Source organism: Altererythrobacter aquiaggeris (assembly GCF_037154015.1).
Taxonomy (GTDB): Bacteria; Pseudomonadota; Alphaproteobacteria; order Sphingomonadales; family Sphingomonadaceae; genus Aestuarierythrobacter; species Aestuarierythrobacter aquiaggeris.
Genome location: NZ_JBANRL010000001.1, coordinates 1,650,281 through 1,675,733, shown reverse-complemented (window position 1 = coordinate 1,675,733; position 25,453 = coordinate 1,650,281). Strand labels below are relative to the sequence as shown.

27 protein-coding genes are annotated in these 25,453 nt (G+C 59.5%); 18 read left to right on the top strand and 9 right to left on the bottom strand.

Annotated features, from left to right (window positions below):
- Positions 1–4: 4 nt before the first annotated feature.
- Entirely contained in the window at positions 5–763 is a 759-nt protein-coding gene (locus WFP06_RS08220) for a GntR family transcriptional regulator (RefSeq protein WP_336986732.1), read from the bottom strand.
- A 41-nt stretch (positions 764–804) separates the two neighbouring features.
- Between WFP06_RS08220 and WFP06_RS08215 the strand changes: the two genes are divergently transcribed.
- From WFP06_RS08215 to WFP06_RS08170, 10 genes are read left to right on the top strand one after another with little or no spacing between them, the layout of a single operon-like run.
- Positions 805–2,031: an MmgE/PrpD family protein gene (locus tag WFP06_RS08215; protein WP_336986731.1), complete on the top strand. Its 1,227-nt coding sequence runs from the start codon at positions 805–807 to the stop codon at positions 2,029–2,031.
- The gene (locus WFP06_RS08210; RefSeq protein WP_336986730.1) at positions 2,028–3,311 is read left to right on the top strand and encodes an MmgE/PrpD family protein; all 1,284 of its coding nucleotides are present in this window, start codon (positions 2,028–2,030) and stop codon (positions 3,309–3,311) included. Before WFP06_RS08215 ends, WFP06_RS08210 begins: the two co-directional genes overlap by 4 nt.
- Positions 3,308–4,678 carry a phenylacetate--CoA ligase family protein gene (locus tag WFP06_RS08205; protein ID WP_336986729.1) on the top strand — a complete coding sequence of 457 codons (1,371 nt, stop codon included), beginning with the start codon at positions 3,308–3,310 and terminating at the stop codon, positions 4,676–4,678. Before WFP06_RS08210 ends, WFP06_RS08205 begins: the two co-directional genes overlap by 4 nt.
- Positions 4,675–5,811: an amidase gene (locus tag WFP06_RS08200; RefSeq protein ID WP_336986728.1), complete on the top strand. Its 1,137-nt coding sequence runs from the start codon at positions 4,675–4,677 to the stop codon at positions 5,809–5,811. The genes WFP06_RS08205 and WFP06_RS08200 overlap by 4 nt, the downstream gene beginning before the upstream one ends.
- A 10-nt stretch (positions 5,812–5,821) precedes the next feature.
- On the top strand, positions 5,822–6,130 hold the full coding sequence (locus WFP06_RS08195) for an REDY-like protein HapK (protein ID WP_336986727.1): 309 nt from the start codon (positions 5,822–5,824) through the stop codon (positions 6,128–6,130).
- A gap of 1 nt (position 6,131) precedes the next feature.
- A complete protein-coding gene (locus tag WFP06_RS08190; protein WP_336986726.1) occupies positions 6,132–6,932 on the top strand; it encodes an SDR family NAD(P)-dependent oxidoreductase in 801 nt (266 codons plus the stop codon).
- Positions 6,932–7,804, top strand: a complete 873-nt coding sequence (locus tag WFP06_RS08185) for a polysaccharide deacetylase family protein (RefSeq protein ID WP_336986725.1) — start codon at positions 6,932–6,934, stop codon at positions 7,802–7,804. Before WFP06_RS08190 ends, WFP06_RS08185 begins: the two co-directional genes overlap by 1 nt.
- Positions 7,801–8,556: an enoyl-CoA hydratase/isomerase family protein gene (locus WFP06_RS08180; protein ID WP_336986724.1), complete on the top strand. Its 756-nt coding sequence runs from the start codon at positions 7,801–7,803 to the stop codon at positions 8,554–8,556. Before WFP06_RS08185 ends, WFP06_RS08180 begins: the two co-directional genes overlap by 4 nt.
- Positions 8,553–9,455 carry a VOC family protein gene (locus WFP06_RS08175; RefSeq protein WP_336986723.1) on the top strand — a complete coding sequence of 301 codons (903 nt, stop codon included), beginning with the start codon at positions 8,553–8,555 and terminating at the stop codon, positions 9,453–9,455. Before WFP06_RS08180 ends, WFP06_RS08175 begins: the two co-directional genes overlap by 4 nt.
- Positions 9,452–9,757, top strand: coding sequence for a YciI family protein (locus WFP06_RS08170; RefSeq protein ID WP_336986722.1), 306 nt, complete (start codon positions 9,452–9,454; stop codon positions 9,755–9,757). Before WFP06_RS08175 ends, WFP06_RS08170 begins: the two co-directional genes overlap by 4 nt.
- A gap of 24 nt (positions 9,758–9,781) precedes the next feature.
- Here WFP06_RS08170 and WFP06_RS08165 read toward each other — a convergent pair whose 3' ends face one another.
- Positions 9,782–10,759 (bottom strand): quinone oxidoreductase family protein, encoded by a 978-nt coding sequence (locus WFP06_RS08165; protein WP_336986721.1) that lies wholly within the window; start codon positions 10,757–10,759, stop codon positions 9,782–9,784.
- Between the two features lies 1 nt (position 10,760).
- Positions 10,761–11,390, bottom strand: a complete 630-nt coding sequence (locus tag WFP06_RS08160) for a hypothetical protein (protein WP_336986720.1) — start codon at positions 11,388–11,390, stop codon at positions 10,761–10,763.
- Between the two features lie 76 nt (positions 11,391–11,466).
- Here WFP06_RS08160 and WFP06_RS08155 point away from each other — a divergent pair, with 76 nt between their 5' ends.
- Positions 11,467–12,234, top strand: coding sequence for a hypothetical protein (locus WFP06_RS08155; RefSeq protein WP_336986719.1), 768 nt, complete (start codon positions 11,467–11,469; stop codon positions 12,232–12,234).
- A 422-nt stretch (positions 12,235–12,656) separates the two neighbouring features.
- Here the strand turns inward: WFP06_RS08155 and WFP06_RS08150 are convergent, their stop codons facing one another.
- Both WFP06_RS08150 and WFP06_RS08145 read right to left on the bottom strand, forming a co-directional pair.
- On the bottom strand, positions 12,657–13,685 hold the full coding sequence (locus tag WFP06_RS08150) for a hypothetical protein (RefSeq protein WP_336986718.1): 1,029 nt from the start codon (positions 13,683–13,685) through the stop codon (positions 12,657–12,659).
- Between the two features lie 599 nt (positions 13,686–14,284).
- Positions 14,285–14,497, bottom strand: coding sequence for a hypothetical protein (locus WFP06_RS08145; RefSeq protein WP_336986717.1), 213 nt, complete (start codon positions 14,495–14,497; stop codon positions 14,285–14,287).
- A 122-nt stretch (positions 14,498–14,619) separates the two neighbouring features.
- Between WFP06_RS08145 and WFP06_RS08140 the strand changes: the two genes are divergently transcribed.
- Genes WFP06_RS08140 through WFP06_RS08130 form a run of 3 tightly spaced genes read left to right on the top strand, consistent with a single transcriptional unit; the run spans position 14,620 to position 18,392 of the window.
- Positions 14,620–15,528: an IS1595 family transposase gene (locus WFP06_RS08140; protein ID WP_336987664.1), complete on the top strand. Its 909-nt coding sequence runs from the start codon at positions 14,620–14,622 to the stop codon at positions 15,526–15,528.
- 2 nt (positions 15,529–15,530) lie between these two features.
- Positions 15,531–17,954, top strand: coding sequence for an HsdM family class I SAM-dependent methyltransferase (locus tag WFP06_RS08135; RefSeq protein WP_336986716.1), 2,424 nt, complete (start codon positions 15,531–15,533; stop codon positions 17,952–17,954).
- Positions 17,955–17,957: 3 nt separating this feature from the next.
- Positions 17,958–18,392, top strand: a complete 435-nt coding sequence (locus WFP06_RS08130) for a type II toxin-antitoxin system RelE family toxin (protein ID WP_336986715.1) — start codon at positions 17,958–17,960, stop codon at positions 18,390–18,392.
- A 173-nt stretch (positions 18,393–18,565) separates the two neighbouring features.
- Here the strand turns inward: WFP06_RS08130 and WFP06_RS08125 are convergent, their stop codons facing one another.
- Positions 18,566–19,027: a response regulator gene (locus WFP06_RS08125; RefSeq protein ID WP_336986714.1), complete on the bottom strand. Its 462-nt coding sequence runs from the start codon at positions 19,025–19,027 to the stop codon at positions 18,566–18,568.
- A gap of 164 nt (positions 19,028–19,191) precedes the next feature.
- On the opposite strand from WFP06_RS08125, the gene WFP06_RS08120 reads away from it, so the two are divergent.
- Together WFP06_RS08120 and trxB are read left to right on the top strand one after the other, a co-directional pair.
- The gene (locus WFP06_RS08120) at positions 19,192–19,971 is read left to right on the top strand and encodes a tyrosine-protein phosphatase (protein WP_336986713.1); all 780 of its coding nucleotides are present in this window, start codon (positions 19,192–19,194) and stop codon (positions 19,969–19,971) included.
- A 94-nt stretch (positions 19,972–20,065) separates the two neighbouring features.
- On the top strand, positions 20,066–21,037 hold the full coding sequence (gene trxB / locus WFP06_RS08115) for a thioredoxin-disulfide reductase (RefSeq protein WP_336986712.1): 972 nt from the start codon (positions 20,066–20,068) through the stop codon (positions 21,035–21,037).
- A gap of 43 nt (positions 21,038–21,080) precedes the next feature.
- On the opposite strand, the gene WFP06_RS08110 is transcribed toward trxB, so the two are convergent.
- The 3 genes from WFP06_RS08110 to WFP06_RS08100 all read right to left on the bottom strand — a co-directional run bounded on the left by WFP06_RS08110 (position 21,081) and on the right by WFP06_RS08100 (position 22,995).
- Positions 21,081–21,521 (bottom strand): MAPEG family protein, encoded by a 441-nt coding sequence (locus WFP06_RS08110; protein ID WP_336986711.1) that lies wholly within the window; start codon positions 21,519–21,521, stop codon positions 21,081–21,083.
- Between the two features lie 16 nt (positions 21,522–21,537).
- Positions 21,538–21,969: an MAPEG family protein gene (locus WFP06_RS08105; protein ID WP_336986710.1), complete on the bottom strand. Its 432-nt coding sequence runs from the start codon at positions 21,967–21,969 to the stop codon at positions 21,538–21,540.
- Positions 21,970–22,032: 63 nt separating this feature from the next.
- Positions 22,033–22,995 carry a threonine ammonia-lyase gene (locus tag WFP06_RS08100; RefSeq protein ID WP_336986709.1) on the bottom strand — a complete coding sequence of 321 codons (963 nt, stop codon included), beginning with the start codon at positions 22,993–22,995 and terminating at the stop codon, positions 22,033–22,035.
- Positions 22,996–23,046: 51 nt separating this feature from the next.
- Here WFP06_RS08100 and WFP06_RS08095 point away from each other — a divergent pair, with 51 nt between their 5' ends.
- The gene (locus tag WFP06_RS08095) at positions 23,047–24,258 is read left to right on the top strand and encodes a saccharopine dehydrogenase family protein (protein WP_336986708.1); all 1,212 of its coding nucleotides are present in this window, start codon (positions 23,047–23,049) and stop codon (positions 24,256–24,258) included.
- Entirely contained in the window at positions 24,258–25,436 is a 1,179-nt protein-coding gene (locus tag WFP06_RS08090) for a carboxynorspermidine decarboxylase (RefSeq protein WP_336986707.1), read from the top strand. Before WFP06_RS08095 ends, WFP06_RS08090 begins: the two co-directional genes overlap by 1 nt.
- The last annotated feature ends 17 nt before the right edge of the window (positions 25,437–25,453 follow it).

The window sequence follows — 25,453 nt, the reverse complement described above, 5'->3', positions numbered from 1 at the left end:
CGCCTTAGCTGTCGACGTCGATGTGCATTGCGTAGGCGAAACGATCGCCCGGATGGTGGCTGACCGAAATCTCGAAAACGCGGCCCTGCATGTCGATGTAGCAGCGCAGGATCAGAAGGACGGGAACACCCTCTTCGATATCGAGTGTCCGGGCCACCTCCTTGCTTGCGGCAATCGCCTGGATGTCTTGCGTGACCGTGGCGGCGGTGACGCCGGCCAGCTGCTCGAGCTGGCTGAACAGCGTCTGCGAACTGGCATTGAGGTCGAGTTGGTCGATCGCATCGCCCAGCCGCTCGTGAAAGTAGACCTCGGTCCCGGCGATGGGCTTTTCGCCGAAACCCTGCTGGCGGACGCCCTTGAATGCGGTCCAGATGCCGCTCGTGTTCCCCGAGATTTCATCGGCAACAAATGCCGGCAGTTCGCCCACCCCGATGCGCTGGTAGATGATCGCGCTGCCTCGGGCATATTGGAGAAGCTCGCCCACGTTGGACAGCGGCTGGTGCAGGGCGCCGCCGCGCGCTGCCGCAGGCTGCACCACCGTGCCGGAGCCGCGTTTGCGCGCAATCAGGCCCTCTGCCTGCAGTCGCTTGAGCGCCTCGCGCACGGTAAAGCGGCTGACATCGTAAGTCTCGCACAGGTCCGATTCAGTCGGGAAAGTTCGTCCATGGGAAAACCGGCCTGCGATAATCGCCTCACGCAGTTCGCTCGCGACCTGCAGGTAGCGCGGAATGGTCTTGGCAGGTTTGGCGGCGGCTTTCGCCAAGACTCGTTCCCATCTTGCAGCGTTTGTTCTGGAGCGGCCCTATGAGCGAACCGCTTCTTGCGCAACTCTCGAAACGCCTCGCGCGCCCGGTGGGAGAAAGCGAGCGGGAACGTGCGCGGCTGCATCTGCTCGATTGGCTGGCCTGCGTGGCCGGTGCGCGGACGAGCGAGGCAGGTGCCTTGGGCAGGGAGATTTCGACACGCGGATGGGAGCGAGCGACCTATCTGGGAAATGTCCTCGAGATGGATGATGTTCATCGCACCGCTCTACTTCACCCGGGGCCCGTTGTTTGGCCGACTGCTCTGAGCATGCCGCCGGCCGATTTCGATAGCCGACTCGATGCGGCAGTGCGGGGTTACGAGGCGATGATCGCAGTCGGCGCGGCGCTCGATGCCCATCACTACGCGCATTGGCACCCAACTGCGACAGCGGGCGTTTTCGGGTCCGTTGCCGCGTTCGGATCGCTGATCGGCTTTGCGCCGGTCGAATATGCCAACGCCTTCGGCAATGCGGGATCGGTGGCCGGCGGCCTCTGGCACATGCGGCATGACGATGTGCTGACCAAGCAATGGCATATCTACCATGCGGTGAGCACCGGGCGCGATGCTGCCTTGCACGTGAACTATGGCGCGACAGGCCCACAGAGGCTTCTCGAAGGTGAGCAGGGCTTGTTTGCGGCGATGACCGAGGCACCTGGAAAGCTTGGCGGCGACGATAATGGCTGGCTGATCGAGGAGGTCAGCTTCAAGCCCTGGGCGGCGTGCCGCCATGCCCATCCGGCCATCGACGCCGCGATGCAATTGCGCGATCAAGGCAGGCTGTCACCGCCGTTCCTTGTGTCCACCTACTCCGATGCGCTGGCCTTTTGCGACCGGCCTGATCCACGCACAGAGGTGGAGGCCAAGTTCTCGCTCCAGCATGCGGTCGCCGTCGTGGCGGACGGTCGCCATGCAAATCCAGAGGACTTCACGGCAGAGGCCATTGCCGCCCTTGCCGATCTTCGCGCGCAAGTTGAAGTCGTGGAAGATGCCTCAATTACAGCGCGCTATCCCGCGCATTTCGGTGCGCGTGTTAACGGGCTTGAAATTGTCGACACGCTGGGTGATCCTGAGCGGCCCGTTGGCAGGGGAGTGATCGCAGAGAAAATGCGCTCGTTGGCAGCCTGGGGCGTGCTGAAGGCCGCACAGGCCGACGATGCGATTTCCATTGCGCTCGACGGCACGGATGCCGCCGCGCTCGACTCGCTCATCGAGGAGTGGCTCGGATGAGCGCAACCGACGATGTTCTGGCCTTTGCGTCGGCGTCGCATGAGCTGCCAGCCGCAGTTCGCGGTAACGTCATACGCCTACTCGGTGACACGCTCGCCATTGGTGCGGCTGCAGTGGGCGCGCCGGGCGAGGGGGCGATTCTGCATACTGCTCGGTTGTTCGGCGAACGCGAGGAGGCGCGGCTTCTCGGCACCAGGGAGATGTTGCCGGCTCCATCGGCAGCATTCGTGAATGGGTACCGTATCCACTGCCTCGAGTGGGACGCTGTGCATGAACCGGCCGTGGTGCACGCGATGAGCGTGGTGACCGCCGCGTTGGGCGCAGCCATCGACCGCAAGGGCGGCGTCGATCGGGATCAAGCGTTGGTCGCGCTGGCAGTGGGCGTGGATATCGCTTCCGGTCTCGGCCTCAGCGTCGACAGCGCAATGCGCTTCTTCCGCCCCGCAGTAACAGGCGTCATGGGCGCTGCTGTCGCGGTTGCGCGGATCGACGGAGCGCCAATCGCAGATGCATTGGGCTTGGCCTACTCCTCAGCTGCCGGTACAATGCAGGCGCATGTCGAGGGGAGCGAGACGCTTCCCTTCCAGATCGCCAATGCTGCCCGCGCCGCCGTGGTTGCAAGCGACCTTGCGCGAGAAGATTTCAGCGGTCCGAAAGACCCGCTGGAGGGATCCTTCGGCTTCTTCTCGATCTTCGAGGAAGGATGCCTGGGCCGGTACACAGAAGATCTGGGCAAGGTCTGGCGGATTTCCGAAGTCAGCACCAAGCCTTTCCCGAGCGGTCGCGCCAGCCATGCGGCGCTCGGCATGCTTTCCGGCCTCGATCTCGACCCTGCGAATATTGCGTCGATCGAGCTCGCCGCTCCGCCGCTGATCCGGCGGCTGGTCGACCGGCCCTATTCTCCCACGATGAGTTCCGCCTGGGCGAGGCTGTGCATGCCTTATCTGGCTGCGCTGATGATTACCGATGGCCGGATCGATCCACGCAGGTTCTCACAGGAAGACATTGCAGAGGAAAACCTCGCCAGCCTCGCCGCGAAGGTAACCCTGACGGCCGATGGAAACGAAGATCCCAATGCGCTTTTCCCGCAGCGACTGATCATCGCGAACCAGGACGGCGCGCGCGAAGAACATGCAATCGCCCATACACTCGGCAGTCCCGACAATCCGCTTTCAGCCGAGCAGGCGAAGGCGAAATGGTTGCTCGCCCGCGAGCTGGCACCCGCCGATGCGGATCGCCGCCTGTTCGATGATCCGCTCGCCTATTTCACGGAGGCATGATGAGCTATTCGACCTACTTCGAAGCGCTCGATCATGAGCGGATACTGCGCGACTATCCCGTCGGCGATGCATTCGTTTCACGCTATCGGTCGATGAGCCGAGACGAGCTCTTCGCCTTGCAGGATGCGCAGTTCAAGCGCCTGATGGAGCGCGGCTGGGGCGTTCCATTCTACCAGCGGTTGTGGGGTGCACAGGGAATCGAGCCTGGCGACATCGCCGGTCTTTGCGATATCGGCAAGCTGCCGGTCTACGACAAATCGGATCTTATGGCCTCGATCGCCGACCATCCTCCCTATGGCGATTTCCACGGCATGGGCGATCCGGCTACGCGCCCGCCGACGGTCTTTCACACTACCAGTGGCACGACAGGCAAGCCGCAGGTGCTGATGTTCGGCCCGAAGGGGCGCGAGGTCGGCAACCTCCTCGTCGGGCGAATGTATCGCTGGATGGGTTTGCAACCCGAAGACGTGGTTCATTCGGTCTACGGCCACGGCATGATCAACGGCGGTCACTACATCCGGGAGGCGGTGACCAAGTTCACAAATTCCGTCTTCCTCAGCGCAGGTACCGGCATCGAGACCCGCAGCGTCAACCAGGTTCGGTTGATGGCAGATTTCGGAGTCACCGCGATTGTCGGATTTGTCGACTACGTCCGCAAGTTGGCCGCTACGGCCGAAGAGATGGGCGTGTTCGACCAGATCGATATCCGCATGATAATTGGCCATCTCGGCACAGAGGATCGCAGCGCAACCGAGCAGGCCTGGCATGGGGCAAAGGCATACGATTGGTACGGTGTCGGCGATACCGGCAGCATTGCCGGCGAAGGGCCCGAACGCGATGGCATGTATGTCTGGGAAGACGCCCAATACCTCGAGCTGCTCGATATCGATGATGGCAATCCCGTAGCGCGCGGCGAGACCGGAGACATGGTCGTCACCTGCCTTTACAAGGACGATATCGCACCCTGCATCCGTTTCAATACGCACGATATCACCCATGAACTGGATGGGCGCGGCGAGATCGCCTTCAAGCGCATTGCGGGCTTCAAAGGCCGCAGCGACAACATGGTCAAGCTGCGCGGGATCAACGTGTTCCCCCATGCGATTGGTGCAATCATCGAGAACCGCAGCGATCTGACGGGCGAGTATATCTGTCACCTGACCCGCGACACCTCGCAGAAGGACAAATTGCGGGTAACGCTGGAAAGCAGGGGCGGCACGGACAGGGCGGAACTTGCCGAGACGCTGAAGCAGGGGCTGGGTGTCGAAGTCGACGTCGAACTGTGCGAACCGGGCGGCACTGCCGCTGCGACCGAAATCGACAAGCGCCAGAAGCCCTTGCGCCTGATCGACGAGAGGGGCGTGTGAAAGACGAGCTCAACGCCTTTCTTTATTGTGACGAACGCGCCCGCGGCGGCGATGGCCTGCTCGCGGGTATGACAATCGGCGTCAAAGCGAATATCGCTGTCGAAGGGATGCCGTTTCACGCCGGGATCGGAGCTTGGGAAGACCGAGTTGCCGAACGGGATGCCGAGGCAGTCCACTTCTTACGCGACGCCGGGGCTGTCATCGTGGGCATCCTCAATATGGAAGAGGCAGCGCTCGGTTCGAAAACGGACAATCCGCATTTCGGGCCCACGCAGAATCCGCATCGGGCGGGCTATTCGCCGGGCGGGTCCTCCGGCGGTAGCGCCGCAGCGGTCTCCGCAGGCCTGTGCGATGTGGCGCTTGGTACCGATACCATGGGTTCCATACGCATCCCTGCGGCGCATTGCGGGATTTACGGCTTCAAGCCGGCAACCGACCATGTCAGCCAAGTCGGTCTGATCCCGGCAGACCCGTTGCTCGACGCTATCGGTCCGCTGGCGCGCAATCTCGATGATCTTGAAGGCGTAGCGCGCATCATGTCACGCTTCGGCGAGGCCGATCCGGCGGGAAGCGGAGCTACGCTTGTCGAGCATGGCGTGGAATTACACCCGGATGTCGAGGCTGCTTTCGCGCGGGCTCTGGATGCCCTCGATCATCCCGTCCACCGCGCATTGCCGTATCAACTGTCACGGGTCAGGTTTGCGGGCTTCATCGGAGTGTCGAAAGTCCTGGCGCGCGATTTGGCGGGCATCGAAGTGTCGGATCGCCTTGCCAAACTCCTGACCTATGGTCCGAAGCGTAGTGGGGGGGATTGGGCAGAGGATCAGGAGGTCCTCTCTCAGACCCGCGCGCTCATCCGCGACATTGTCAGGGACAACGGGTTCCTTGTCATTCCGACCGCGCCAAATCCGCCATTCCCGCATACCGAAATGGAACCGGCGGCCCAAGCCGATTTCACCTGCCTTGCCAACATCGCAGGATTGCCGGCAATCAGCATTCCAGCGGGTTGGACGCAGGACGACCTTCCCATCGGTGTACAGATCATCGGGTCACCCGATGCAGAGGCGGGTTTGTTCCGCCTTGCCCGCCATCTGGATGCCAAACTCGGCGCCTACCGCGCGCCTCAAGCCTAGGAGAGAGCCAATGCGTATCATCGTACCTTTCAACCTGAAGCCCGGCACCGATGTGGCGCAGTACGAGGAATGGGCGAAGACCAAGGATGTGCCCACTGCAAGCGCTCTGCCATCGGTGAAGAGCTTCACCGTACACAGGGCGACCGCGCTCTTCGGCGATCCCGATGCAAGCCCGCCCTATGCCTATTTCGAAGTGCTCGACATCACCAATATGGATGATTTCATCCGCGATGTGTCGGACCCTGAATTCCAGGCCAAGGCCGCACCGTTCCAGGACTATGCCGACGGTCCTCAGTTCATCCTGACGGAAGATCTCTGAGATGGGCAGATTCTCAGGCAAGACCATCGTCGTGACGGGTTCCGGCAAGCAGAAGGGGCTGGGGCAGGGCATCCTGCAGGCTTTCGCCAGCGAAGGCGCGAATTGCGTGGTTTCCGACCTGCGGATCGATGATGAAGCAGAAGCGGTAGCCGAAGAATTGCGGTCCCGCGGAGCAAAAGTGGCCACCGTGCCATGCGACGTTTCGAAGGCGAGAGATTGCCGCGCGCTTCTCGACGAGGCGATCAAGACCTTCGGCAGCGTCGATATCTTCGTCAACAATGCCGGGATCGGCTTCAAGATGAAGCCGCTGCTGGAAGTGGACACAGTGGACGAATGGGACCAGGTTCTGGCGGTCAACCTCTCCGGAGCGTTCTACTGTACCCAGGCCGCGGCAAAGGCAATGGTCGAGCAAGGGCGTGGTGGGCGCATTATCAATATCGCCAGCCAGGCAGCGAAGACCGGCTTTCCGCACCTTCCCGCCTATGTATCGAGCAAGCACGGCATGGTGGGCCTGACCCGTGCGAGCGCTGTCGAGCTGGGAGCCCACGGCATCACAGTCAATGCGATCTGCCCCAATCATGTCACGACCGGGCTGGGCGCGCAGCAGAACGAGTATTTCTCGAAGTTGCTCGGCTTCGATAGTGTAGAGGCCTATCTCGAGAACATGAGCGCCAAGAACCCGATGGGCCGCCCCGGCCTGCCGAGTGATACAGCAGCCGCCTGCCTCTGGCTCGCGAGCGACGAAGCATTCTATGTGACGGGCGAGGCAATCAACGTGTCGGGTGGGGAGGAAATGCACTGATGCCGCTGACCGAGGAACGGATCGACTGGCCCGGCGGCGCGAAGATGGCTCTCAGCGTCGTCGTCAATGTCGAGGAAGGCAGCGAAATGAGCATCGCGCGCGGCGACCGCGGGATGGAGCCAGTGGACGAACTGGGCGTCTTCGTGAAATCAAAGATGCGTAATTACTCTAACGAGAGCAATTATCTCTACGGCATTAAGGCAGGCGCCCCCCGGATCGTGAAGCTGCTTGAGCGATACGACATCATGGCAAGCTGGACGGTCGCGGCCCTGAGCCTGGAGAACCATCCAGAAATTGCCGAGGCGATTGTCACGCTTGGCCACGAACCGGTAAGCCACGGTTGGCGCTGGGTTCACCAGTTCAAGATGAGCGAAGATGCCGAGCGCGAGTTCATCCGCAAGGCCGTGACCAGCATCGAAAAGACCTGCGGCGTGAGGCCCTACGGCTGGCTCAGCCGCTATCTTCTCACCGACAACACCCGCCGGCTGCTCAGCGAGGAAGGCTTCACCTACCACATGGACGATTACAGCGGCGATGTACCTTTCTGGGACCGCAAGACCGTGCCCGGCAAGCCGATGTGCATCGTGCCCTACCAGCTCGATTCCAACGACATGAAGATGTGGACCGATCCGGCGCTGACACCGCACCAGTGGCTCGACAATGCCAAGGCCAATTTCGACCAGGTCTACCGTGAAGGTGAGGAGGGCAACCCTAAGATGATGAGCCTTGGCTTGCACTTGCGGATCATCGGCAGACCTGGCCGGATCTGGGCGCTGGAGGAATTCTTCCGCCATGTTCGCAAGCATGACGGTGTATGGGTGACGACCCGCAAGGCGATTGCCGACCATTTCATTGCGGAGAACCCGGCTTGACGCTGCGCCTCGAATTCGATGGCGCGACGGCGCATCTGCTGATCGAGCGCGCGGACAAGCGCAATGCCTTCAATATGGCGATGTGGCAGGCCCTTCCCGATCTGCTCGAGCAGGCGGTGCGACACGAGGACACGCGGCTCCTCATCCTGCGAGCGGTCGACGGCGGGGCATTCTGCGCCGGAGCGGACATACGCGAGTTGCTTGCCAACAAGGAAGACGCCGCCTGGCGCGAGGCAAACCAACAGGCAATCAACATGGTGCAGTATCAACTCGCCAGGCTGCCGCTCCCGACCATCGCCTTTATCGAGGGCGATTGCGTCGGAGGTGGATGCGGACTGGCGCTCGCGTGCGACCTGCGAGTGGCGACCGATGACGCTCGGTTCGGCATCACGCCCGCAAAGCTCGGTCTCGTCTATCCGCTGCATGATGTGAAGCTGCTCACCGACCTCGTCGGGCCGGGGCAAGCGAAGCGGTTACTCTATACGGGCAGCCTGATAGATGCGCGGGAGGCCCAGCGGATCGGGCTGGTAGAGATGCTGGGTGAGGATCCGGATGAACTGGCCGAGTCTATCCTTGACGCCAGCCCGCATTCGGTGCGCGAGACCAAGCAGTTCGTGCGCCGCGTGCTCGATGGACAGGTCGAGGACGACGGCGACACGCTCCGCATATTCGCCGAAGCTTTCACCGGACCCGACTTTGCCGAGGGCACCTCTGCATTCGTACAGAAGCGCAAGCCGGATTTCGGATCGTGACCATCGATCATGGCACCATCCTCGGCGGGCTTTCGACCGTGCCCGATATCGAGGCGGGCTTGAGTGCCTATCGCGATACGCTGGGGCTTGAGCTCGTCGAGCAAGGCGAATTGTCGGGGGGGCTGGCCGAAAGCTGGGGCTGCCCTGGAAGTGCCGGTTCGCGCTATGTCGTACTTCGCCCCGCAAGCGGCGAACCATGTTTCTTCCGACTGGTCGAACAGGCCTTGCATCCCGAATTCAAGCCTACGACCACATACGGCTGGGCCGCTTTCGAGTGCACTGTCGAGGACGTATGGGGTTGGCCCGACAAATTACCGCATGAGCAGTTCGAGATTGTCGGACCGCCCAAAGAAATCACCGGGATAGAACCGGCCTTTATTCCGATGCAGGCCTTGGGCCCGGGGCGCGAGATGATCTATCTCAACCAAGTGCTCGGCGACATGCCCGATAGCGACTTGCCGCGAGCGAATTCTCCGGTCGACCGCATCTTCATCTGCGTGCTGGCTACTCCCGACCGCGAGGATACGGTCGAATGGTACCGCAGACGTCTGGGCTTCGACCGGGGTGCTGACTTCACCATACCCTATACGATGATCAATGACGCTTTTGGTTTGCCTTCCGAAACGCTGACCACGCTCACGATAGTCTCGGCAGGCCGGATGCCGATCGTTGAGGTGGACGACTATCCCGATGCCGCAAAGCATCGCCACCGGCATGAACACATGCTCCCTCCTGGCAATGCGCTTGTTTCGCTGGCAGTGCGCGACTTGGACGCGTGCAAGGTCGAGTGGATAACGCCGCCGACCCGCCGGCAGAGCGCGCTCTATGGCGGCAATCGCGCCGCCACCACCATCGGTCCGGCGGGCGAGCTCCTCGAGCTTGTCGAGTGTGCGGATTGAAGCTCTTCGCCTTCCATTGCCGCGACGGCGAGCATTCGCCCAAGTTGCGCGAGGATTTCCTCCAGCGCCATCTCGACCACGTAGAAGCAAATATCGAGAGATATGTCGTGGCAGGCCCACTCAAGGATGGCGACAAGATGGTTGGCTTGCTTCTGGTGATCCGCGCGGAGGATATCGCCGAGGCCCGCATATTCTTCGAAACCGACCCTTACTTCGACGCGGGTGTATGGCAGGCAATCCGTGTGTCGGAATTCCTCGCCGTTGCAGGTGAGTGGGTCGGCGTGGTCAGCTGGAAAGGCTAGGGTCTTCCGCTTCAAACATGTGCGTCAAGGGAGGAGCACGGTCGACCCGGTTGTCTTCCCGGCCTGCAGGTCGGTATGCGCCTGCGCTGCCTCGGTCAGCGGATATGTCTGGCCGATTGTCACCGACAGCACGCCGTGCTTGAACAGGTCCCAGACGCGCGCAGAGCATTCGGCGCGCTCTTGCGTGTCCTCGTAATAGTGAAACAGCATCGGACGCGTGTTGTAGAACGAGCCCTTCATCGCGAGCACACCGACATCCAGCTCGCCAACCGGCGCATCGGCGTTGCCATAATTGATGATGAGGCCGCGCTTGCCCGTCGCATCGAGAGAGGTCTCCCATGTCGAGCGCCCGATGCCATCGAAGGTTACACGCACGCCATCTCCGCCGGTAATCTCGCGCACACGCTCGGCAGTGTTCTCTTCCTTGTAGAATATCACGTGATGCGCGCCTGCCGCCCGCGCTGCCTCGGCCTTTTCCTCGGTCGACACGGTCCCGATGACCTCGGCCCCGAGATGGTTCAGCCATTGGGTAAGCAGGAGGCCGGTCCCCCCGGCGGCAGCATGCACAAGCACGGGCCAGCTTTTCTCGACCTTCCCGCAACGCTCTGCGAGGAACTCGGCAGTGAAAGCCTTTACGATCGAGGCGGCTGCCGTCCGGTCGTCGATGCCATCGGGCAAGCGGAAAAGATGCTCCGCGCCTATGTTCCGGTGCGTCGAGTAGGCCCCGAGAAGGGGGCCGAATGTCGCCACCCGGTCGCCTTCTGCGAAACCCTCGACCCGCTCTCCGACGGCTACGACGCGTCCTGCCGCCTCTATGCCGAGGCCGCTGGGAAGCGCGACTGGATAGATGCCGCGGCGATGGTAGGTGTCGATGTAGTTCAGCCCGACCGCACCATGCTCGAGAGTGACCTCATCCGGTCCGGGCGCTGGAAGGTCTTCCTCAAGCCACTCGATGACTTCGGGGCCGCCATGCTGGCGAAGGATAGCGCGCGTCGACTTCATGTCAGTTGACCTCCGCCTGGCTTTCGGTCCGGCTGCAACTGGCCTGGACCCAGCGCAAGTTGATCCCGATCATGGTAGCTTCGGGTGCGGCCCAGCTATAACTTTCGGCGCGCACCGGGTCGTCCTTGTGCACGTAAAGGACAAGGGAAGGCTTGTTGCGGCTTCCCTTGGCCCAGGTCACATCGCGAAGGCGGATGGACACATCGGGTGCCTCGCCATTGCCTGGCATGAAAATGCGGCCGCCCTGATCGAAATTCGCAAGGTTGCGCTGGAAGGTCCAATCGTCGCTGCCATCTGGCTTGCCGGCAAACTTGCGCACCGAGACCCAGCAAAACCATTCGCGGGCCTGCCGAATCTCGCTCTCCCGCCAATTCCAGCCGCCACCAGCCCGTAGCGAAACTTCGGGGACGGGACTTTCTTGCCAGTCGCCTTGGGCCTCGCGCAAAGCATCGACCCGCCTCCAGCGGCCATCATCGGCAATTTCGAGGCCAATCCACTCAGGCTTCTCGCGCCCTTCCTCCTCGGCGAAATACTCATCCTCCGTGTTGGTCCATATACCCGGCGGCAGGCTCGCGGGCTCCTGGGCGGAGAGTGGGAGGGCGAGCAGGCTCGCAGCGAGCAAGGTGGCCATGATGCGCATGCCCCTTGCCTAAACCAGCGCTTGATGGTTGGAAAGAGTTGTCCGGACAAATATCGGGAGAGAATCCGTGAGCGCCCTCGCTATCTTTGCCTGCAGCATCCTGCTCACAATGGGGAATTCTCCCGTCTCTTCGCAAACCCCGCGCGAACTCGTCGAGGCAGCAGTGGAAGCGCATGGCGGAGACATCTGGCTCGAGCCCGGCACGCTGGTGCTCTCGGGTCATGCCGAGTTCTTTTCGCTCGACAGCGCGGAGCCGCGCACGAGGGTCGACGACTATCGCATGTGGCGTGAGTTCGACCCCAACCGCACAGTCGCGCATGGTGCCGACGGAAAGGTTCGCATTCGCGCGAGGGTGGGCGAGAAAGTGCTTTTCGAAGTTGGCTACGATGGCGAAACCACATGGAACGAACGTGGCATCGTACCAAAGGCAGAAGCAGACGCATTCTGGGCGAGCAACTTCGGCTTTGGCATTATCCGTTCGGCGCTGAACGAAGGCTTCAAGCTCGAGGCTGCTCCTGGGCGCGATGTTGAAGGGCACCCCGTCGATCTGGTCAGAATTGTGGACCCGCAAGGCCAGCCGACTCTTTTCGGATTCGACCGCGAGAGCCGTTTCGTCCGCTACATGGCCTTCCGCACACCGCGCGGGTGGCACGAACGGGTGTATGACGACTTCGTCCGCCTGCCGGAGTCCGGGTGGGTCCAGGCTCGAACGGTAACGCTGCTTTATGACGGGGTGAAAGCGAATACTGTGTACTGGCGCGACGTCCGGACAGGTGAACCGGTCGCGCAGGAAATCTTTGCCCCGCCGCAGTCGGTGGAGGCGAGCAACAGGTGATCACCGCGGCACGTCAGGCAACTGGCCGAGGATGTCCCACCACCAAAATAGCCATTCGGCCCAAGATTCCAACGGTCTGTCGCTGAAGTTGGTGGCTGGGGGTACCGGCGGGGGTATCGTAGCATGCCCCCAAGGAAAAAGGTTTTCAAAACAGAAGTTTACCCGGCCTCCACGCATCCCTCCTCCGCTACCATTCAGGTCGTTTATCCAAGTGAAAATGGGATACACGCAAATCTCCAGAGATCCGGTATCACAGTCGATACCGCGATTTGCGTGGGTTTTGGCGGCATCTCTAAGGGTTTGCCAGAGAGCGGCCTTCAATGAGTTGCAGTCTGACCCCCGTTTTATTCGTGCCACCGGGCGGATTTGGGTTGCGTGCTTTGAACAAGCAGCGGCAAGTCAGCTCCTGCACAAGAAGCATCTCAAGGTATTGCAGAATCAGCATCCAGCATGCCTGAATACGCACATTCTTCGGCGGGCAAGTCAGCAAATTGCACAGACACGTCAGTTTCGCCCCGTCTCTGAAAATGCACTGCAGGAAGTATCGTCCATCCGTAGGAAGCGACACCACTCAGTTTTGCGGCAGGCAAGCGGGGAAGCCGGTCCAGATCATATAGCCTGACTGCGTCCGACCTAGCACTGATGTTTCCGACTTTTGTTCCGCGAGGAAGGGGATCCGTTTGACAAACTTCGACATAGATAACCGTGCCATTCGGATCGGTTATGGCCCGCACCGGGATTGGATCTCGTATCGCGTCGGTAAGGTCATCAATGTGTCGCCGATTGATAGATGAGCCGAGGTGCCTGATGGTGGGGCGCGTTGACAGCGTGGGGATTTCTCCTCCGTTCGCCAGTTCAGCCCCTTTGACCATGCGAGCGGCCCACTTCTTGTAACCCATCATGGTCCGCCACGCAGTTGACCAGAATGCAATATCGGCGTGGTCGTGCTGGGTCGGAATTCGCCCGTCAGCTTCCAGTTCGAGTAGCCGGTTTAGTGCCGGGACGTAAAATGTCCGAAGCCAGGTTCTTGTCTGAGCGGGGTCTGATGCGAGAGCCTCGTCCGCCAGGATCATCCGCGCTCCGCCACCATTCCGATTGAGGCTTTGGTTACCAGCCAGCTCATCGAGATGTGGACGAAATCCTGCTCTCTCGATGTTCGCTATCAGATTGTCGTCGATCCCGTCAGCCCAACGATCATTCGGCAAGATCGCGGAATACATACGAGCACGCAGGTAATATCGGCGCGCTAGAATGATATCCTGCGGCATGCCGACACCCAGCTCTGCGGCCAGGCCAAGCCAGCCAAGAGCATTGATTGTGCCTCTCCAGTCGCCAGGTTCTTCGCCAACAAGATATTGCAGCAGGGCAACCGCCGCTGCCGGTCGTGCCGGACATTTGAGTGAACTATTGCGATCCAGGATAAAAGCCGGGAGCGGATCGGTTTCCGGCATTAGAGCCCGCGCAATTTTGTAAAGATTGCTACCGGCCTCGTCATCCAGATCTTGCGACGGTGCATGCAGAAGGCGGACGCTGCGCAGTAAGTCGTTCGGACCGATCAGGCGCCATGGCCTGATGTCTGTCTCGTACCAACCCCCGGTGCAGGCCGGCAGAGTGGCTTCAATCTGCCTGATTGTAGAATCAGGAAGAGCAGGGCTGGCAGCCGCGGCTGTACCCAGTGCTAACGTGTTTAGCGCGAAGGCGACAAAATACTTCCTATAGCCCCCATAAAACTTCGCTCTGAAACAAGCGATCTACAGGCATCCCGATAAAGTTGTTGTGAAGCCTCTTCGAGCAGTCGATGACTGCCAGAGGATTGTCGTGCGTGCTGATCGCCCGGCGGCTGTCATGCTGCGGGCCTCGAACTCGGCACCCGGCCGCCTTCGTACCGCGGCGAAGATTGCGGCAAGAATGTCTTTGCCCGGATTACCTTTCTGTGAAAGCATCCGATGCAGGCGCTTGCACGGTCGGTTGGTTTCAGCGGCGAGGCCTGCGAAACCGACCGCAGCATTCACGAAGTCACGCCGCCGCTCTAATTTTCGGAAATTGTTATTCAGGCACTGACCGGCGCGTCGTCATCATCGTCATCACTGGCGATAATGATGCCGATTGCAACGGCAGCAATCAGCACGATAATAGGGATATAGGGACGGCCGACCAGTTCGCTTTCACCATCGACGGGAGCTGCACTGCGAACGACTTGCGTCGCTGAAACGGGTGCACTCACCATTGAAAGGGCGATTAAAGGCAGAAGTATTGCGCGCATTGCCATGATTATCTCCAGTTGTAATTTCAATGTATTATCGGCGACTATGCACTTGACGACACCAATCGAAGAGCCTATAAAATGGCATGTCCAAAGCAAACGATCTTACGCTCCTCGAAATCATGCGCCGCTACTCCACGGACGAGGAGGCGCGCGCCTATTTTGAAAGGATGCGCTGGCCGAACGGTCCAGTCTGCCCCCATTGTGGTAGCAGCGACAAGATTTATGCTCGCAAGGCTAACGCTAAAACTGGCACCCGCGCAGGCCTCTATAAGTGCGGCGAGTGTTCTGACACATTCAGGGTAACCGTCGGAACGGTCATGGAATCGTCCAAGGTTCCACTGCACAAATGGCTGATCGCCTTCTACATGATGTGCGCCAGCAAGACGCAAGTCTCTGCGCTCCAGCTTCAACGGCAGTTAGAACTCGGTTCCTATCGCACCGCCCTGTTTTTGTGCCACCGCATACGGTTCGCGTTGAAGGACGCTGGCCCTTCCGGTCTGTTGAGCGGTGAAGTCGAGGCCGACGAAACTTACATTGGGGGCAAGGCGCGCGGCAAAGGTCGCGGATATACGGGTAACAAGGTTGCCGTGGTGTCTCTCGTTCAGCGCGGCGGTGAAGTCCGCTCCACAGTCGTTGATCGCGCAAACGGCAAGGTAATCGACACCCTTCTCAAGCGTCATGTTTCGGAAGATGCTCATCTCAACACCGATGAGTCCCCGCTCTATAACAAGGCCGGAAAACGCCATGCTTCTCATGCTCGCGTAAATCACTCCATCGAAGAATATGGCTATTACGACTACCGGACTGGCCGCAATGTAACGACAAACACCGTCGAGGGCTTTTTCGGAAACGCCAAGCGCAGCCTTGATGGAACACACCATCATGTCAGCCGCCAGCATCTCGATCTTTACGCTGCTGAAATCGACTTCAAATACAACACTCGCGCATCAACGGATGGTGAGCGCACTTCGGAAGGCATTCGCCGGATCGAAGGTAAGCGCCTCATGTATCGCCCCAAGGGATCATAAAAATGGCCAAGGCTCGCGTTTCAGAAATCCGCGCCGAGCACCTGTTGACGGAATTGCTTTCCGCTCAAGGGTGGGATTGCCGCCGTCCGCCGAACGGCGAAATGCTGCGCCAACAAGAGTATAAGGATCACAGCCATCTGCGCGACGTGTTCCTTCGGCACAGCAAGGTAACTGCAATAGGGCGCGGCTTGCCGGAAGCCGTAGTCGTTGATCGCAAGTCAATGCAGCCAATCCTCGTGATTGAAGCGAAGGCCTCAATTAGCGACCTAGACAAGGCCGTCAGAGAGGCCACGCTGGTTTATGGCAACGCATGTATTGAGGCGGGCTTCAATCCGCTGGCGGTGGCCATTGCGGGGACCAGTGAGGATGATTTTGCCGTTCGCGTTCTCAAGTGGGACGGAGCGGTCTGGCGAGAGGCGACCTACGAAGGCAATCCGATTAGTTGGATACCCAATAGGGCTGACGCGGATAGGTTGCGGACTCCATCTACCACGCCTGAACTTAGGCCTTCGGTGCCGAGCGCTGACGTGTTGGCAGAGCGGGCGGACGAAATTAACCGCCTCTTGCGTGAATCCAACGTCAATGACCGGCTGCGCCCCGCTGTCGTTGGCGCGTGTATGCTTGCTCTATGGAAGTCTCGCGGCAATCTGCGAAAGAACCCAGAAAACATACTCGGTGACATCAATGCGGCATGTCGAGAGGCCTTTTGGAAGGCCCATAAGCCCGATCTAGCAAACAGTCTTTTTGTCGATGAGGCGAACGATAAGCTTGCTGTCAAAGCACGGCGAATAATCACAATTCTAGAGCGCTTGAACGTCGCGGTGCTCACGGCGGAGCACGACTATCTCGGCCAGCTTTATGAGACGTTCTTTCGATATGCTGGCGGCAACACGATTGGCCAGTATTTTACCCCGCGTCATGTTGCGTCATTTTGTGCCGATATGCTTGCCGTATCGAAAGAGGATATTGTGCTCGACCCGACTTGCGGAACGGGCGGATTTTTGATCGCTGCAATGGATCGAATGGCACGGGAGCATCAGCTTTCTCGCTCCGAAATGGTCAAGCTGGTCAAGACCCGTTTGATCGGTTTCGATGATGAGCCGGTCACGGCAGCGCTGTGCGTCGCCAACATGATTTTGCGGGGCGACGGCTCTTCAAGCGTTCAGCGCGGGGATGCATTTACCGCGCCCGATTATCCCATTGGGACGACTTCGGTTGTGCTTATGAACCCGCCATATCCTCACAAGAAAACTGACGCGCCAACCCAAGACTTTGTTGATCGCGGCCTTGAGGGGCTTGCCCAAGGGGGCAGGCTGGCGGCGATAATCCCGCAGTCCCTTCTCGTTAAAGGCGGCAAGATCAAAGCGTGGCGTTCGGGCTTGCTGGCAAAGCATTCGCTGGAGGCCGTTGTGCAAATGCCTGACAGCCTATTTCAGCCCTATGCGAGCGCCACAACAGCTATGGTTTATCTTCGCAAGGGCATACCGCACCCCAAGAAAAAGAAGGTGTTTTTCGCCCGCGTAGACAACGACGGCTTCAAACTCAAAAAGGGTGTGCGGGTAGCTAGTCATATTGACGACCTTCCGAAGGCTCTTGAGCATTTTGAAGGTGCTGGAACAGAAGCGGGTTTTTGCGGGTGGGCTACGCTGGACGAACAATCTAGCTTCGCTCCAGGCGCATATATCCGCGCCAGAATTATGACCGACACCGAGGTCGATGCCGACGTGCGAGAGGTTATTCGTTGCCGCACGGCGTTCACCGCGCTTCATGCTTCCGATATTGTCACTTTGAACACCGAAAATCCAATCGACCTTAAAAAGATGCGTAAGGCTACCGCCTTTACATCGACGAAATCCGGCACGGTCGCAGACTATTTTGAGATCAGATACGGCCTGAAATCGCTGCACAGCAAAGAGGGGCTTACGGAAGGTAATTCTCTGGTCATATCGTCAAGCGGCATGGACAACGGCTGCTACGGCTTTTTCGACTTCGCAGGGGTCTTGAAGCCGCCTTTCGTTACCGTGCCTAGCACAGGCTCCATAGCTATCGCCCATGTTCAGGAATGGCCTTGCGGGGTCACTGACGACTGTTTGCTCCTGTCCCCGAAAGAGGGGGTGTCTCATGCGATGCTTTACGTCGCAGCCGCTGCAATCCGCAAAGAGCGGTGGCGGTTCAGTTATGGCCGGAAGGCTACGCCCGCGCGAATTGCTGGCTTCCCGCTTCCACACACAGAAGAGCAGCTAGAGCGGATTGAGGGCTATTTGTTGCGGGCAACGGCAGTCGAGGATCAGATCATCCAAAATGCAGAGGATGCTCTCGATAGCTTGATTGCGCGAACCCGCTTGGACGAACTAGCGCGGGGTGATGATAGAGAGGTTTCTGGCGAAGAGCTGGATGCGAGGCTTGCAGCGTTGATCGGCGAATAATCCATGCCTTATTTTGGCTTTGCCTTCACCGACCGAGTGCTCGATTTTATCGAAGGGTTGCCTCCCAAGATCAGGCGGCAAGTCGTGAAACGGGCGAAGGCGCTACACACATCACCCTTCCCCGCTTCAGCAAAGAAGCTAAAGGATGTAGAAACTGACGAGGGTGAGCCGGTTTATCGTGAGCGATCAGGCGACTACCGCATCCTCTATATCGTTCGGTCGAATCCGAGTTTGGTTTTGATCCTCGACATTGACCACAGAAAGGACGTGTATCGAATGCCCAAGACAAAAACAGACCCCGCCGATGACATGCGAATGAAGGAAAAGGACTTTGATGACATCATGGGCCGAGCGCTAGGCGTTCCGGCTCCGCTGGATACGGCCAAGAATGATGATGAGCCCAAGCGCCTAAGCGCGCACCCTCGCAAAAAGCGTTAATTTTCAAACGCTGCCCGAGGGAAAGGGGCGGAACTTACCGACTGGTGTCGCCAAATGCATAGTCGCCGTATTATCACAAGCTTTGGATGGAATTGCAATGTTGAAGGCTGCGGTGACAGTATTCGCTGAGGAAAACTTGCATAAAAACACGGTTGTGTCCTGTCAGATGCGTATCAGGAAACCGCGCGTTCGCGGCGCACATCGCGCGCAGCTTTTGCCAGCCCTTCCTTCATCAGTTCGCCCAGTTCCTTGTGTTGCGGCCGTTCGGCGCGGGTCCGCAGCAGCTGGTTCACCCGCCAGACCAGAAATTTTGCATCGAAGGGCTTGCGGATGTAATCTTGCGCCCCGTTGTAAATCGCCTGCATCTCGTCCTCCGCGCCGGTCATGGCGGTGAACATGATTACGGGCAGATCATAGAATGTCGGCGATTGGCGCAGCTTGCGCAGCAGTACCGATCCGCTCATTGCGGGCATATCCTGATCCAGCAGCAGCAGGTCCGGACGCCTCCATTGAAGCAGTTGCAGCGCTTTTTCGCCGTCGCACACCCAGCCGCAGGCATGGCCGGCGCTGATCAGTATTTCAGATGCCATCTCGGCAATCATCTCGTCGTCGTCAACGATTACGATATTTGCCATCGGGCAGCCTCCGGGCAATGCGAATTTGATGTGTCAGGGTAAATCTGGGTCATGGCGCCAAGTTAGTGCGCGCATTGCCAAAGTTCCGCATACGGCAACCTAGGCAGTTCTACGCATGGCCGATGCGGGTTGTGCACGATTGCCGGCACTGGCATCGCGCTGCCATGACAGATTCGCGCGTTTTACCATTAACCGGCATCCATAATTTCCGTGACTACGGGGGGTATGCCGTCGCGGGCGGCGGCAGCGTAAGGCGCGGATTGCTGTTTCGTTCGGGCCAACACGAAGATGCAACCGGCGCCGATCTTGCCAAAATCGACACTCTCGAACTTCGCCATGTGATCGATATGCGCGGCAATAGCGAGCGGGCAGCTTACCCGTGCCGGCGGAGCGATAATTTCGCCGCGAAAGTCCTGTTTTACGATGGCGAGACGGCGGCGCTTGCCCCCCACGTCGAAGCCGCCGAGGGGGCACTTGATGCACAGGCGGCACACGCAAAGATGCAACGGCTGTATTCCGGCCTGCCGTTCCGCGCGCCGCTGATCGCGGTTTTGCGAAAGTATTTTGCGGCCATCGCCGCGGGTGAGGGAGCCAGTCTGGTGCATTGCCTGGCGGGTAAGGACCGCACCGGCATGGCAGTGGCGCTGATGCACCATGCGATAGGCGTGCACCGCGATGATGCGATGGCTGATTTCCTGCTGACCAATTCGGCCGGAAATATCGATGCGCGGATTGAAGCGGGGGCGGGCGCCATCCGCGCCAAATGGGGGCCGCTGAGCGATGATGTTATCCGTGTCTTGATGGGTGTGGATGCGCGTTATCTCGACGCGGCGCGTGACGCGGTGATCAGGGAGAGCGGGTCGATCGACGCATTTCTGGCAGATGTGCTGGGCGTGGATGATGGTGTGCGTGCGCGGCTGCGCTTGCATCTTGTCGAGGGTTGACCATCTAACTTGGGGATAAGCGGTTTGATCGCCGCGCTTCCCGCCGATAGAACCGCGCGTTCGTCCAGCCCGCAAAATTACGGAAATACACGACATGGCCACCCACAAAACCCGCATGCTTATCGTCGGCTCCGGCCCCGCAGGCCTGTCAGCCGCGATTTACGGTGCGCGCGCCGGGATGGAACCGGTTGTGGTGCAGGGCCTGCAGCCGGGCGGCCAGTTGACCATCACCACCGATGTGGAAAATTACCCCGGCTTTCGCGATGTTATCCAAGGCCCCTGGCTGATGCAGGAAATGCAGGCGCAGGCAGAACATGTCGGCACGCGGATGCTGTGGGACACGATCACCGATATCGATATCGCCGGGGGATCACCGTTTCGCGCAATTGGCGATAGTGGCGACGAATATATCGGCGAAACGCTGGTTATTGCCACTGGCGCACAGGCCAAATGGCTTGGCGCGCCGGGCGAGGCGGACTTCAACGGCAAAGGTGTATCGGCCTGCGCGACCTGCGACGGGTTTTTCTACCGCGGCAAGAAAATCGTGGTGATCGGCGGCGGAAATACGGCGGTCGAAGAAGCGCTTTATCTGACCAACCATTCGGACGATGTGACGATCATCCACCGCCGCGACGAATTTCGTGCGGAGAAAATCCTGCAGGACCGGGTGTTCGCCAGCGACAAGATTTCCGTGCTGTGGAACAAGACGGTCGAGGAATTTCTCGGCGAAGCGCCCGGTGGTTTGAACGCTGTACGCCTGCGCGATACGGTGACCGGGGAACAGACTGTATTCGATACGCAGGGCGCATTTGTCGCCATCGGTCATGCTCCGGCAACCGAGCTTTTCAAGGACAAGCTCGAGATGGACGAAAGCGGCTATCTGATTGTCGAACCCGGCACACCCAAAACAGCCATCCCTGGCGTGTTTGCCTGCGGCGATGTGATGGATCACGTTTACCGTCAGGCGGTCACCGCTGCGGGCACGGGATGCATGGCAGCGCTGGATGCAGAGAAATTTCTCGCGAGCCTGGAATTTGCCAGACAGGAAGCCGAAGCCGCCGCGTAAAGCTGCGCACCGCCCCGGCATCGCTGCAGTGGCGGTAATGGCATCAGAAAAGCAGGACGGCTGCTTTCACGATCAGCGCGATCAGAACCAGACTGCTGAGTGCGAACAGCACAAACCGGACCAACACCCGATTGGCGGTGACTTGTACGAGCGAGTGGATAATCCGCAGACCCACATAAATCCACGCCAGAAATGCGTTTTGTCCATCGCCAGCGCCGGTCAGCGCAAGCAGCAGGGCAACCGCATAAAACACCGTGGGCGCTTCGTGCAGGTGATTGTAATTATGTGCTTTCCACTGGACATTGTCGGGCAGAACCTTGTCCAGATCCTTGCCCGTCCCGCCGGTTAGCCTGGCCGGATCGATGTCGGGTGATGCGTTAATGGCAGGGATGCGCGTGGCGTACATCCAGACCCACATCACCATTGTCCAGCCGGCCAGCACGATGACCGGTTTCAGAATTTCCATTCCGATTACTTCGCCCATTTCCCTGCTCCAGAAACTATAATTGCAATGTGATGATGACTGCGCGAACCGCCATGACGGTGAGGACAAAAGTGCTGATCAAAAAGATGACGAACCGCACCGGAAGCCTGTTTACGGTCGCTTGCCAGATCGAATGCACTATCCGCAACGCAACATATATCCACGCCAGCAGGACATCCGTCGCCCCCGCGCCCGCAAGCGCCAGAATCACCACCGTGGGATAGAAGATCGTCGGCTGTTCCATCAAGTGCGTGTAATTGTGCGCTTTCCAGTTCACCGAACCGGGCAGCACAGTTTCGAGATCCTGTCCGCGCCCGCCGGGCCCGGCATTGGCCAGATCGCTTCCGGCTTTTTTCATCGCGGGAAACCTGGTCAAGGCCATCCAGAAAAGCATCACGAGCGACCACAGCACCAGCACGGCAGCGGGCGCGAGCATCTGGATTTGCATATGTTTTCCTTCTTGTACGTTTGCAACTGACTGCGTGGCGCACAGGCTAATGTCAATTGCGCGCTACTCTTTGCCGGTAATCACGGCGGCAAACTGGCGCGGATCGACATTGCCGCCTGTCAGCATGATGACGGTGCCTTCGTCCAGTTTCACTATGCCCGCCAACGCCGCCGCCAGCGCAACCGCGCCGCCCGGCTCGAGCACCAGTTTGAGCTGCGCAAATGCGAACCGCTGGGCGGCGCGGACCTGTTCTTCGGTCACCGTCATTCCGGCTGAACAGCGGCGCTTCAGAATTGCAAAGTTCACCGGTGCGGTTTGCGGCGTCTGCAATGCATCGCACGTGGTGGGCGGCGGGTTATCGCCAACCGCCACGATCGTGCCGGTTGCAAGACTGCGCGCTACATCGTCCCAGCCGCTGGGCTCTACCGGAATTATTTCGGCATCCGGGCAGGCGAGCGCAAGCCCGGCAGCCAGCCCGCCGCCGCCGCAGCAGGCGATTATCCGCGCGGGCTGTTCGCCTAATTGCCGGACAATCTCGATACCGGCGCTACCCTGGCCTTCGATGATCCAGGGATCGGCATAGGCATGAACCAGAACCGCGCCGCGCTGTTTGCACAGAGCCTGCGAGATTGCATCGCGGTCTTCGCCTGGCCGGTCATACAAAACCACTTCGGCGCCCATTGCGCGGGTCGCATCGAGTTTTATCGCCGGCGCATCGCGGGGCATCACGATGGTTGCTGCGATACCCAGTTTGCGCGCCGCCCAGGCGACCCCCTGTGCATGGTTACCGCTGGACACACCGACCACGCCGCGCGCCCGCTGGGCAGCCGACAGATCACTAAGCCGGTGCCATGCGCCGCGAATCTTGAAAGCCCCGACCGGCTGGAGGTTATCCGCCTTCACCCAGCAGGATACGCCTGAAATATCCACCGGCAATAACGGAGTAGGCGGCAGGATCGCTGCAATTTTCGCGGCGGCGCGCAAAACGCCGTCAAATGCGGGATCGCGGGGGCTTTCTTGAAACATTGTTACCGCCTAATGCGTTGGCAGAAAAACACCAAACCTCTCGGAGCAGTCATGTCTACAATTCTGGTTATCGGCGCGGGCGGCGTCAGTTCTGTGGCCGTTCACAAAATGGCGATGAACGCTGGTATATTCCCCGACGTCCACCTTGCCAGCCGCACGAAAAGCAAATGCGATGCGATTGCCGCCAGTGTGAAGGACCGCACCGGGCAGACTGTGTCCACTTACGAGATCGATGCCGAGGAGGTCCCGGCGATGGTCAATCTGATCCGCAAGGTTCAGCCGTCACTCGTGGTAAATCTGGCGCTGCCTTACCAGGATTTGCCGATTATGGATGCGTGTCTGGCGGCAGGCGTGAGCTATCTCGATACGGCGAATTACGAACCCAAAGACGAGGCGAAGTTCGAATATCACTGGCAGTGGGCCTATCACGACCGTTTCAGGGAAGCGGGGCTGATGGCGCTACTTGGCTCCGGCTTTGATCCCGGCGTGACCAGCGTGTTCACCATGTGGCTGAAGAAGCATAAGCTCAAGACCATCCGCCAGCTCGATATTCTCGACTGCAATGGCGGCGATCACGGCCAAGCCTTTGCGACCAATTTCAATCCCGAAATCAATATCCGCGAAGTGACTGCAGAGGCGCGGCATTGGGAAAACGGAGAGTTCGTCGAGACCCCCGCGCTTAGCACCAAAGTCGAATTCGATTTCGAAGCGGTCGGCACCAGAAACATGTACATGATGTATCACGAGGAGCTGGAAAGCCTCTCGAAGTTCATCCCGGAGCTCGAGCGCGGGCGCTTCTGGATGACCTTTGGCGATGAATATATCAAACACCTGACCGTGTTGCAGAATGTCGGCATGACGGGCATCGAACCGATCAAATATCAGGGCAAGGAAATCATCCCGCTGCAATTCCTCGCCGCCGTACTGCCCAAGCCCGAAACGTTGGGTGAAACGACCAGGGGAAAAACCAATATCGGCGTGATCGCGACCGGCGAAGCGCTGGACGGGTCGGGCGAGAAAACGTTCTACATCAACAATATCTGCGACCACGAAGACGCTTATGAAGAAACCGGCAACCAGGCGGTATCCTATACCACGGGCGTGCCCGCGATGATCGGGAGCGCCATGATGATGACCGGCAAATGGACGGGCGACGGCGTGTTCAACATGGAACAGATGGACCCCGATCCCTTTATGGAAATGCTCAACAATCACGGCCTGCCATGGAATGTAAAGGAAATGGACGGGCCGGTCAGCTTCTGATGGAAACCAGAGCGGGCGACCCCGGTGCATTTGCGCATTTCGACCTGAACCGCGTCGATAGTCCGGCATTCGTGGTGGACGCTGCCAAGCTGCGTGCCAATCTGCGCATCCTGGCCGAAGTGCGCGACGAGGCCGGGATCAGGGTGCTTGGCGCGCTCAAAGCATTTTCGATGTGGCCCGTCGCGCCGCTGATCGGCGAGTATCTTGACGGTGTGTGCACCTCGGGCCTGTGGGAAGCCTTGCTGGCAGGCGAATATTACGACGGCGAAATAGCCACCTATTGTGCGGCATACAAGCCCGAGGATCTGGACGAAATTTGCCGTTTGTCCGACCACATCATTTTCAATTCGCCGCAGCAGATCGTGCGGGCAAGCGCGATTGTCGAAAACTCGCGGATGCGCGGAAATGATTTCAGCATCGGTCTGCGGATCAATCCGATGTATCCCACGGGCGAGGTTGCGCGTTATGATCCCTGTTCGCCGCATTCGCGGCTGGGTTTTCCGATCGACCAGTTACGGGCAGAGCATCTGGAGGGTGTCGATGGCATCCACTTCCACACATTATGCGAACAGACGCTGCAGCCGCTCAAGGAAACGTGGGACAGGGTTTTTGACCATATCGAACCCTATTTCGATCAGCTGAAATGGCTCAATTTCGGCGGCGGGCACCATATCACCCGCGCGGATTACGAGCGTGGCGAGCTGGTCGAATTTCTGCAGGATGTGAAAGACGACACAGGCTGCGAAATCTATCTGGAACCGGGCGAAGCGGTGGCGCTGGATGCAGGTATTTTGGTCGGTACGATTCTGGATAATCACTGGAACGGAATGCCGCTGGCGATCACCGATGTATCCGCAACCTGCCATATGCCCGATGTGATCGAGGCCCCTTACCGCCCCGCAATGTTGGGCGAGGAAGAAGGCGGAAGCGGCAAACCGGTCAGGCTGGGCGGGCCATCCTGCCTGGCGGGGGATGTGATCGGCGATTATCGGCTGCCGATGGAGTGCCAGCCCGGTGCGCGCTTCGCATTTCTGGATCAGGCGCATTATTCGATGGTCAAGACGACGACGTTCAACGGTGTTCCCTTGCCGTCGATCTGGCTGTGGGACAGCGAAACCGACACGCTCGAACAGGTCCGCAAATTTGGCTATCGCGACTTCCGCGACCGGCTGGGCTGACCACTGATCAGGGGGGA